Source organism: Aureibacillus halotolerans, assembly GCF_004363045.1.
GTDB lineage: Bacteria > Bacillota > Bacilli > Bacillales > DSM-28697 > Aureibacillus > Aureibacillus halotolerans.
In genome coordinates, this window is the sequence record NZ_SNYJ01000018.1 from 72,298 (window position 1) to 80,899 (window position 8,602).

The following is an 8,602-nucleotide window of genomic DNA, read 5'->3' on the forward strand; positions in this document are numbered from 1 at the left end:
GGATTTCCGCGCACGAACCTTCCTTTTTCGAGCACCGGCATTGAATTCGAGCAACACTATCGATTTTTCGAGCACTTACACTCCATTTTCGAGCAGCAACACCGGATTTTCGCGCACGAACCTTCCTTTTTCGAGCACCAGCATGCAATTGCAAAGTTAATTCATCCCAAGCCCTGCTTGTTCACAAGTGGTCATTCCTTTGCAGCTCGCTGAACGTATGCTTCCTTCGCGATGTGTGCATAGATGTAGTCAAAAAAATGAATATCAGCAAACGATGTTGCTGTAAACGGTGGCTGCTCAATCAATCGTTTATACAGTTGGTCTGCTAGCTGCATGTCTTGTTGTTGTAAAAAATACTGCAACGCTAAGGCGTATACGGCGCTTGATTCGTACGAAACAGCCGGCTCTCCTGTGGTCCGATCATAACGACCATAAAGCTGACCATGCTCCTGCCAAGTGGTCCGGAACCACGTATCAAAGGCTTTTGGAGGGGCTTGATGCATATGCAAATACTGCTTTGCGATGAGAAGCTGATCGACCATATGAACGATGTCTTCATCAGCCACATCCAGCGTTGCCTGCTCACCTTTGTGAAGGACCTCAGCGAAAAACGGAGCCGCCTCCTGCGCGCTTCGTTGGAGCCAAGTTGTATAATCCTCCATCGACCTGCCGAGCTTTTGTAGAAATGCTGCATCCATGTAGCTCAAATGCAGCGTGCTTGCTGGCAGTTCGAGGGACCAGTCGTAAAAATCCACAAGTAAGCCATCCTTCGTATACGATTGCTTAACTGCAGCATACAATTCATTTGCCAGCTGAGCGTACGTATCGTTTTGAAATGCTGTGGCAGCTTTCTCAAGGCTTTTAATGATACGAAGCTCATCAACGAGGGCTCCTGTTGCCGTGCCCTCTTGAAGGTTCCATTGGATATAGGTCTGCCCATTCACCCTGACAAGGAAATGCGCACGCAAACTGTCCACTTCAGCCGCAAAGGCTTGCTCTTCTCCACTCAGCACGAGGTATTCCATATACAGACCAATGCTCTCTGAGAGTAGAACCTCCTGATCCGCTTTTCCATATGTCCGAAGCAGACCATCCGCATTGCGATAGTGAGTCTTCACCGTGTCCATAACAGAGGTCTCTGGCGTATTGGCAACCCACAAGCTTAGAACAATGAGTGCGGTTAAACCAACGAGTCCGAGACCAATCACCGCCTGTCGTCTCATTGTTGTTTCCCTTTAAACCGCTGCGTCTTATCCCATTGGATCGTACGTTTTCGCAGCCGATTCCAGCAGTAGCTCCATGCACTTTTAAACAACAGGACGATGAACAATTGGGCATAAGTGAAGTACATAATCACACCGACAAGCAAATTTGCTGGCGTTGCCGTTCGGTCTATGACCATTGCGCTCATGATTTGCGCAGTGTACACAAGATAGCTCATAAACCACAGCAGCAAAAGTGGCGAATTGGAAGAAAACAAATCCAAACCAGACAATCCAACAGCGAACCAAATGTCTGATGCCAACAGCAAAAGGACGAATAAAAAATACGTAAACACATGCTGAAGGCTATGCACAAGCGTGCGCCCTTTCCAGTACGAACGCTCATGAAATGCTTTTTCGAGTAAATACAAATTTCCTGTGAGCCAGCGGGTTCGCTGACGCATGTAAATCTTCATTTTTTCAGGTTCTTGCTCCCAAGTACGCGATTCTGGAACAACAGGAAGCCTTTTCCCTGCTGCTGTAATTCGCATGGTTAGCTCAGCATCCTCTGCGAGCGCATACGGATCATAGCCGCCAAGCTCTTCTATGGCCGATCGTTTCAAAAGCATATTTGTCCCTGCAAGTGACCCCGTTTTGAAGAATGCCCAGCGTCCTACTTGCATAAGCAACTGAAACACTTGAAACTCAAGCGCAATCATTCGCGTCAAGACGTTGGTCGTTTCATTGATTGTTTTCACATACCCAACGGCCCCAACAGCTCCTTTTGTCGTTTCTGCGGCTTCAACGAGTCGAATCGCTGCGTCCTTCTCAGGCTGATTGTCGGCGTCGTACACAAGAAAATAATCTGATGACGTAATCGATAAACCGTAATTCAACACTCTAGATTTGCCCTTTGGAGACCCAGGAGGCACACGGACATATTGAATTCTTGAAAACATTGAGCTGAAAGACTGTATGATTTCAGCTGTTTCATCAGATGATGCATCGTCCAGCACATACACATACAATTCCCCAGGGTATTCGAGTTTCATCATCGCCTCTAATGTCTGTTGAATAACAACTCCTTCATTGTGGGCAGGAATTAAGACGGCAACGGATGGATACGTGTCTAAACGAATGATTCTCTTCTTTTTCATCCGCTGCACTATGCCGGCGACTGTTAGGGCAGAATAATAAAGGAGAAGGATCCAGAAAAAAAGCATGATGATAATCAAGATGATTTTCATTGCGCTTTGTCCCTTCGTAACGACATCTCTTTTAGGGAGAGGATCACTGCATCATCCACCTTTGTAAACGTTGTCTGAATAGGGATTTGAACGGCATTGATTTTTGGACGGAGCCCATCATGCATGCGCTGTGCGACTCTCTCACACCCCATATCTGTCGTGTTTTGCAAAAACACTTGAAATGTCGTTGGACCAGACATAGTTATCAAATCATAATCCGCACGCAGCGTATCCAAAAGAGTGTCTGAAATAACATTTGTTAGAGCACGATCTGTATACACCCGTTGCAACAACACAATGGTCATCAAATAACACGCTTCATTTCTCCTTGCTGAACCCTTGTAGAGAATGGCGGCTTGGCTGGAAAACTCTTGCGGTGACAGCAAGCCTGTAAATTGATCGACTTTTTGCAGCTCTATGACTTTGTTCTGGAGCAGCTTGTTCTCTTCAAAGACCCTTCGTATGTGGCTGCTCAGTAGCCATAACAGAATCAAGCACACCGTTACCCAAACGTTTTGAAGCATGTATTGTACCTGTTCCTCTGGGCTGCTGTCCGTTAGGAATGCATAGAACGTAAAGCTAAATCCTACCGTCAAGCTGACAACAAGTAAGAATAAATAATTTTTTGTCGTTGAAAACAAGCACATGCTTACGATCGATACAGCAAGAATACCGAGATCAATCCAAAACAGGACCCCATCCGAAAGCGTCAACAGCATTGTAATGCTTAAAAAAGTAAGCACTGAAAGAATCGCAAACGTCGTGGAAAAAGACTTCATGCGAGTCACCTGCCTTTTCTAGTAATAAGTTCACGTAATGAAAACAGCTTTTGAAGTTAAGAAAGGGTTGGATCGTGCGTAGGCTCCAGATCAATCATCGTGCTTCATTAAACCCGCTAAGCCTTCCACACGGTCAAGAATGAGGAGTAATGAGGGCTTGCAGCGTAAGCTCATAACTCCCTTCCAACCAACGTTCGGATGAATTTAGATCAAATACCTATGAATGATCAAGCGTTTTCGGATATAATGAGGGAATACGTGTTTTTACCCATTGAAGTATTTATACGTATAGGAAATGAAGCTATAATTTACCACAACAGTGTAACATAGCGTTTATATGAGATAACATAGGACTTTGTATTCACACTCGATAAATGAGAAGGAGCATCCCTATGCTACTGCAAGCAGATTTTCGTTCCATATACTATTCTCCCAAGACGCCCATTCTAGAGAATGTTGTGTTTACGATCGAAGAAGGACAGTGGATTGGCTTATTGGGGGCAAACGGCTCGGGCAAATCGACGACCATTAAACGATTGCTAGGTCTTCATGAAGGGTCAGATGGCTCCCTTCATCAACGAGATGGGCTTCGTATTGGGTATATTCCTGAACGACCGATTGTCTATGATACGCTTACCTTTAAGGAACATTTAGAGCTCTGTGCAGCATCCTTTGAACTGAACGCATGGGACACGTCAATTGATGAGCTCATTCGCCGTTTTGAGATGGAAGAAGCACTTCATCGTTTTCCGAATGAATTCTCTAAAGGAATGCAGCAAAAGCTAATGATCATTCTTGCGATGCTTCCACAGCCCGACCTGCTCATTGTCGATGAGCCATTTATGGGCTTAGATCCTTTTGCGAACAATGCGCTACTTGAGTTACTGACAGAGGAAGTGGCAAATGGACGGAGTGTGTTAATGTGCACTCATCTCGTCGATATTGCTGAAAAGTATTGCGACTCGTTTATTCTGTTAGGGCAGAACAAAATGCTCGCCGAAGGACCACTGGACGAATTGCAGCGCGTCGCAAACCTTCCCGACGGCAGCTTAATTGATTGCTTTCAAACATTGCATCAAACAGGACGTAAGGACAAATGAACGTACGTCACTTATATCAAATACGGATGAAAGAGTGGCGGAAGAAGCAATGGGGGCTGTTCAAACTTCTGTTTGATTGGGTCATTGCTGTCTATTTTATAATTCCATTGCTCGTCGTCGGAACGATTCAGTGGAGAACGATCTATATCTCTCCCCCAGATTTTCTGCAAGAGCTTCCAGTCGCTACCGTCAGTCTAGTGCTCATGGCGATCGTTTCAACAAATAGCTTTCGAAGTCATTTTCAAGAGGCCGATGTGTTGTTTTTAGCAAGACAACGCTCGTTTTCCGAAGGCATGATTCGTTTAGGAAAGTTCCATATTGTCCGCTTCGAACTTTTAAAGCTTGTGCTTTGTTTGCTTTTCTTTTTGCCTCTTTGGCATTTCTATGAACCTCCATATATTTCCTTTTTATTTTCAATGATTTTCGCCTATAAACTTTACCGGATCGCCTACATTCATTTACGCTTCCATGAAAAACTTGGTGGCATTTTATATGCATTGCCGCTTCTATGTGCGCTCATTGGAAAACCATGGATTGGTGGCGCAATAGCGCTATGTCTCGGCGTCATTTACGGCTGGAGGTTTACGAGAGGAAAAAGTAATGATCCCTTTATGTCTTGGCTGGCCTACGAAGAAAAGCAAGCCACTCGATTTATACAGATGATCTTTATCGGTTCACAATCGAGCATGAAAAAAGCTGGCGTTAGCGATTTAAAACCGGTTGTTAAACCGATGGCCTTTTCTTCATGGACAATCAAATCGAAGGCACCCGAAAAGGTTCTTCAGCATATTTTTGCTAAATGGCTTTTACGCCACTGGCAATTGCTACTGCTTCTCATTACGATCCTTGGTCTTGGCAGCGTCGGTATCATTATGTTGCCATCTTGGGTTCCTATCATCATAAGCATAGGTACGCTTATTGCTGTGTATCATTTTATCAATGCCGTCTGGCGATATTTTATTGAACAGCCTTTCTTGAAAATGCTTTTTACGACGAAAAAGGTTAAGGACGCTGCACATGAACAGCTGGTCCTCGCCTTTGTTGGTCCTTGTGCATTGCTGCTCGTTCTTATAGGTTGCTGGCGCTTGTTCGTTTTATCGTTTTAATGCTTGTTTTCCGGAGTGATCATACGTATGAAACTACTGACTGTTCAACTAGAAGCTACACTTGATAATGAGTATGGGGTCCACCTGCACTGCACTCAACCATTAGAAAAAGAATTCTCTAATGCCTGGGTCTCTTTGTTGTTTACCTGGCACCGGGCATCCTTTTATGGGGAAGCTCTTGATGTATCTCCAGACAAGAAAAGCGTTCGGCTTACACCTGAAGCAGCGTTTGATTTTCTTGCTCTCCGCAAAGAACCAGCTATGATGGACATACGGAAGGGAGATTCCCTTCGTTCACTTGAGAAAAGAGCAGGAATTGTTTCAGCACTTGGTACGGGAGACTTACAAGCACAAACATCTGCAAGTGAGGCGGAATGGTCTTGGCACGATGCTTTGCAGCGCATGCGACGGTCTTCTTTACGAACTTTGCCAGAGCAAGCCATCACGTCTGTGCCCTTTCAATTGGGACTCCGACTGCATGAACCAATAAACGGTACGTCCACTTGGAAAATAGAAACGGTGGCAACAGATAAAGAAGATCAGCAAACGATTCTGCCAGCAGACTCGCACGCTACACAACTTCCTGAATCCTGGCGTGCTTGGTATACTCCTCAGCTGCTAAATCGTATGATGGACACACTTTATGCATGGACTGAATTGTCTCGGCATTCGTATACACATCAGCTATCAGATCAAGCCATCGCTCATTTTTTGGAGATCACTGTCCCCACGCTTTTAGAGCTTGATGTTCCTGTCTTCTTCCCTTCTGGCTGGAAAGGAACAAGGGCACCTCAGCTTGCAGTTGAACTTCAACCATTTGCTGGTGAGGCGACCTCTTCCATAGGGGCAGATGCCTATTTCCAATTCGACTGGTCCTTGGCGATTGAAGACGGATCAATAGATGAAGCGACCTTTTACCAGCTTGTTGAAGAAGGACGCCGGCTTGTAAGGTTTCAGAATGAATGGCTTTTAATTGATCCAAAAGCACTTTTAAAGCTTCAAGAACGCATGCGTCATATTAAAAAATCTGGTGTTCCACTGGCGGACCTCGTTGCCGGAAAGTTGACTTCGCAGGGCGATGGGGACTCCTTCGATGACGTTGAATTGCATTTAAGCGCGTCTACTCCTGAGCATTATCGTCAATTTATTCAACAGCTTAGAGGGAGAACATCACCACCCGTCAAGCTTCCATCCACATTTCTTGGGTCTTTGCGAACGTACCAGAAGCAAGGGGTGGATTGGCTGGCACAGCTTTGGCAGTGGGGGTTTGGCGGATGTTTGGCCGATGATATGGGCTTAGGGAAAACGGTTCAAGTTTCTGCCTACTTCTCCTACTTAAAAGCTTCTTCTGACGATTCAGCACACCATCCCTTTTTATTGGTTGTGCCAGCGTCATTGCTTTCGCATTGGGCCAACGAACTCGAGAGATTTGCCCCTTCGCTACGGGTACATGTTCATCACGGGGGAAAACGGAACACCGTACATTTTGTTCAAGACGTAGATGCGCATTACGATGTCATTATTACCACATACGGCTTAGCATCAAGAGATCAAGAACTTTTCAAACAAATCACCTGGTCTGTCATTTGTGTCGATGAGGCCCAAACGATTAAAAATGCGTCTACCCGTCAAGCAAAATCTGTAAAGCGTCTACCCAGCAGGCAAAAGATCGCACTAACCGGTACGCCTGTGGAAAACAGAATGCGTGAAATTTGGTCACTAATGGATTTGGTGAACCCTGGATACCTCGGGACACAAACGGCCTTTCAACAGCGGTTTGTCGTCCCATATGAAAAGTTCGGTTATGACAAGCGAATCCAAGATCTGAAAGCCCTCATCCACCCATTCCTGTTGCGACGAACAAAAAAGGGGTTGCCTGAGCTCGCCTTGCCTGAGAAAAAAGAACATACCATTGCATGTAAGCTGTCGCCCGTTCAAGCAGCACTGTATCAACAGTGGGCAGACACCGCTCGAGAAGCTGTGTCCAGTGAAACGGGCATTAAGCGGCGCGGCGTCCTTCTCGCAATGATGACAAAATTAAAGCAAATTTGTAATCATCCAGGCTTGGTATCATCACAATACCGACAGCATCAAGAAGGTCTTTCATTGAAAACCGATGAGACATTGCGATTGCTTTCTCACATAAAAAAACAAAACGAACATGCGATTTTATTTACCCAATTTCGAACAATGGGTACGATGCTGCAACAAGTGCTGCAAGAACAATGGGGGATAAGCATTCCCTTCTTGCATGGGGGAACCGTCCCTTCCCAGAGAGCAGCGATGATCCAAGCCTTTCAAGATGGCCAGCACCCTCTCATTATCCTAAGCCTTCGAGCAGGTGGCACTGGCATCAATTTGACGCGTGCCTCGCATGTCATTCATTATGACCGTTGGTGGAATCCAGCTGTGGAAAATCAAGCCACTGACCGGGCACATCGAATTGGGCAAACGAAAGAAGTTTACGTCCATCGTATGCTCGTCCAAGGAACGTTGGAAGAACGAATTGACGAAGTCATTCAACGAAAGAAAAAGCTGCAAGATGACCTGCTAAGCTTCGATTCCTGGTTGTCGAATTTGAGCAATGAAGAATTTGAAGAGCTGCTGTTTTAACATTAATGGAGGCTATCCTTATGACCTTGGGATAGCCTCCATGTCTGATTTCTCTAAGGCATGTTTCTTAATTTAGCATAATGGGCTCCGGTCTTTTTGAGCTCTCTTTCCTCATTTGGGCTCGCTCTCTCCCTATTTAGGCTCGCTTCTTCTCCATTTAGGCTCGCTTCTTCTCCATTTAGGCTCGCTTCTTCTCCATTTAGGCTCGCTTCAGGTCTTTTTGAGCTCTCTTTCCTCATTTGGGCTCGCTCTCTCCCTATTTAGGCTCGCTTCTTCTCCATTTAGGCTCGCTTCTTCTCCATTTAGGCTCGCTTCTTCTCCATTTAGGCTCGCTTCAGGTCTTTTTGGGCTCTCTTTCCTCATTTGGGCTCGCTCTCTCCCTATTTAGGCTCGCTTCTTCTCCATTTAGGCTCGCTTTTCTCCATTTAGGCTCGCTTCTTCTCCATTTAGGCTCGCTTCAGGTCTTTTTGGGCTCGCTTTCCTCATTTGGGCTCGCTCTCTCCCTATTTAGGCTCGCTTCTTCTCCATTTAGGCTCGCTTCTTCTCCATTTAGGC

6 protein-coding genes are annotated in these 8,602 nt (G+C 45.6%); 3 read left to right on the forward strand and 3 right to left on the reverse strand.

The window, feature by feature from the left end; genetic code table 11:
* Positions 1–191 precede the first annotated feature (191 nt).
* The 3 genes from EV213_RS16850 to EV213_RS16860 are packed head-to-tail and all read right to left on the reverse strand — an operon-like array spanning position 192 to position 3,228.
* Positions 192–1,223: a hypothetical protein gene (locus EV213_RS16850; protein WP_133581733.1), complete on the reverse strand. Its 1,032-nt coding sequence runs from the start codon at positions 1,221–1,223 to the stop codon at positions 192–194.
* Positions 1,220–2,449 (reverse strand): glycosyltransferase family 2 protein, encoded by a 1,230-nt coding sequence (locus EV213_RS16855; RefSeq protein WP_133581734.1) that lies wholly within the window; start codon positions 2,447–2,449, stop codon positions 1,220–1,222. Before EV213_RS16855 ends, EV213_RS16850 begins: the two co-directional genes overlap by 4 nt.
* Entirely contained in the window at positions 2,446–3,228 is a 783-nt protein-coding gene (locus tag EV213_RS16860) for a hypothetical protein (protein ID WP_133581735.1), read from the reverse strand. The genes EV213_RS16855 and EV213_RS16860 overlap by 4 nt, the downstream gene beginning before the upstream one ends.
* Before the next feature lie 392 nt (positions 3,229–3,620).
* Between EV213_RS16860 and EV213_RS16865 the strand changes: the two genes are divergently transcribed.
* The 3 genes from EV213_RS16865 to EV213_RS16875 are packed head-to-tail and all read left to right on the forward strand — an operon-like array spanning position 3,621 to position 8,047.
* A complete protein-coding gene (locus EV213_RS16865) occupies positions 3,621–4,328 on the forward strand; it encodes an ABC transporter ATP-binding protein (protein WP_166639372.1) in 708 nt (235 codons plus the stop codon).
* Positions 4,325–5,434: an ABC transporter permease gene (locus EV213_RS16870; protein ID WP_133581737.1), complete on the forward strand. Its 1,110-nt coding sequence runs from the start codon at positions 4,325–4,327 to the stop codon at positions 5,432–5,434. Before EV213_RS16865 ends, EV213_RS16870 begins: the two co-directional genes overlap by 4 nt.
* Before the next feature lie 27 nt (positions 5,435–5,461).
* Complete coding sequence (locus EV213_RS16875) at positions 5,462–8,047, forward strand: DEAD/DEAH box helicase (protein ID WP_133581738.1); 2,586 nt, start codon at positions 5,462–5,464, stop codon at positions 8,045–8,047.
* Positions 8,048–8,602: the final 555 nt, after the last annotated feature.

What these genes read in the sequence shown, in the direction of transcription:
- EV213_RS16850 (WP_133581733.1), bottom strand. Translation starts at nt 1,223, where the DNA reads ATGAGACGACAGGCGGTGATTGGTCTCGGACTCGTTGGTTTAACCGCA.
- EV213_RS16855 (WP_133581734.1), bottom strand. Translation starts at nt 2,449, where the DNA reads ATGAAAATCATCTTGATTATCATCATGCTTTTTTTCTGGATCCTTCTC.
- EV213_RS16860 (WP_133581735.1), bottom strand. Translation starts at nt 3,228, where the DNA reads ATGAAGTCTTTTTCCACGACGTTTGCGATTCTTTCAGTGCTTACTTTT.
- EV213_RS16865 (WP_166639372.1), top strand. Translation starts at nt 3,621, where the DNA reads ATGCTACTGCAAGCAGATTTTCGTTCCATATACTATTCTCCCAAGACG.
- EV213_RS16870 (WP_133581737.1), top strand. Translation starts at nt 4,325, where the DNA reads ATGAACGTACGTCACTTATATCAAATACGGATGAAAGAGTGGCGGAAG.
- EV213_RS16875 (WP_133581738.1), top strand. Translation starts at nt 5,462, where the DNA reads ATGAAACTACTGACTGTTCAACTAGAAGCTACACTTGATAATGAGTAT.